Genomic DNA, 1290 nt, shown 5'->3' with positions numbered 1-1290 from the left:
GACGTGTGTGGCGGCGGGCTCCAGCCAGGCGACGAGGACGCCGTCGCCGCTCGGGTCGCCGACCAGGACCACCGCGACACCGCCGACGTGGGGGTCCGGCTGGTCGGTGCGGCCATGGGCCTGGACGAGGACGCCGCGCTCTCCCACGTGCGGCCGGTGTCCTTCCACGCGAGCCGGCCCGGCCACGACCTGCGCTACGCCCTGGACGGCGACAAGCTGGCCCGCTTCGGCTGGACACAGCCGGTGTCGCTGGAGAAATCCATCGAGACCACCGTGCGCTGGACGCTGGACCACCCGGAATGGCTCGCGCTGTGAACGGGCCGCACATGCCGTCCGAGGACGAGCTGGAGCGGATGCGCGGCGAGCTGTCCAACGCGCTGCTGGCGATGAAGGAGCAGATGGCGCCGGTGTTCGACGCGGCCGACGGAATGCGCTGCGACATGACGGCGCGCGGCTGGTCCCCGGCGGCGGCCGAGCGGGCCGCGCTCGCCTGGCTGCTCGGGACCATGAACAGCATCATGGGCGGCGGCGAGTGAGGGGCCCGGAGACCGACCGGCTACTGGCCGACGTCCAGCGCGCCGTGGTGGCCGCCCGCGCGGGCGGGGTGACCGTGGAGGCTTGCCTGTTCGACGCTGCCGTGGCGGCCGTCGATGAGTCCGCTGGCGGCTGGCCGTCGGCGGAGGCACGCCGGGCGGCCGTGACCGCGAGTCGCGTCATGGAGCCGTCTGACGCCATGGCTGACCCGGAGCCCCGGTCCCGGCCGCCCGTGCTGGCGCGGTTGCTGTGGGCGCTGGCCAACCGGGTTGCGGCGCGGGGAGCAGCGTCGTGAACGTCACCAGCTCCGTGGCCGACGTGGTCAGCCTCCAGTGCGCGCAGTGCGGCGACCGGTACCGGGTGTGCGGCGACCAGGTGCTCCGCGTGCGGCACTGGTGCTGGCCCGACGAGGCGACCGGTCGGTGGTGCTCCATGGGCTGGGCGGTGACGGACGCGTGAGCGGCCGGGTCTGCGACTGGTGCGCGGTCGGCCTGTCGTGGCGGAGCCGGCTGCGGCTGTGCGGGATGTGCTCCGACTGCCACCGGCGCGGCTGCCAGGAGGCGGGCCTGTACCTCCAGATCGGTGGTCCACCGTGGCCGCGCTGGTTCCGCGCCGGCGAACACGAGACCCCGCGATGGTTTAACAAAACCATCCGACGGGGATTTAACTAAATGAGAGAGTCCCGGCTGACCCGGCGGAGAGATCCCGGGCCGGCGCCGGTCGACAAGAGCCCCGGGTCACCGTCACTGACCCGGG

At 73.5% G+C, this 1290-nt stretch carries 3 protein-coding genes and 1 pseudogene; all 4 read left to right on the top strand.

All coding sequences use genetic code 11. The features are described from left to right. Nucleotides 1-315 (top strand): annotated as a pseudogene (locus ACWCV3_RS28970) (hypothetical protein); the annotation flags it as partial. Between the two features lie 11 nt (nt 316-326). Next, complete coding sequence (locus tag ACWCV3_RS28965; RefSeq protein ID WP_451230345.1) at nt 327-536, top strand: hypothetical protein; 210 nt, start codon at nt 327-329, stop codon at nt 534-536. Next, nucleotides 533-829, top strand: a complete 297-nt coding sequence (locus tag ACWCV3_RS28960) for a hypothetical protein (protein ID WP_451230342.1) — start codon at nt 533-535, stop codon at nt 827-829. Before ACWCV3_RS28965 ends, ACWCV3_RS28960 begins: the two co-directional genes overlap by 4 nt. Next, nucleotides 826-993: a hypothetical protein gene (locus tag ACWCV3_RS28955; RefSeq protein WP_451230339.1), complete on the top strand. Its 168-nt coding sequence runs from the start codon at nt 826-828 to the stop codon at nt 991-993. Before ACWCV3_RS28960 ends, ACWCV3_RS28955 begins: the two co-directional genes overlap by 4 nt. The last annotated feature ends 297 nt before the right edge of the window (nt 994-1290 follow it).

The organism is Streptomyces sp. NPDC001781, assembly GCF_053596035.1.
This window is presented reverse-complemented; position numbering and strand designations above follow the sequence as displayed.

Coding starts and splice junctions, on each gene's coding strand:
- ACWCV3_RS28965 (WP_451230345.1), top strand. CDS start 327: ATGCCGTCCGAGGACGAGCTGGAGCGGATGCGCGGCGAGCTGTCCAAC.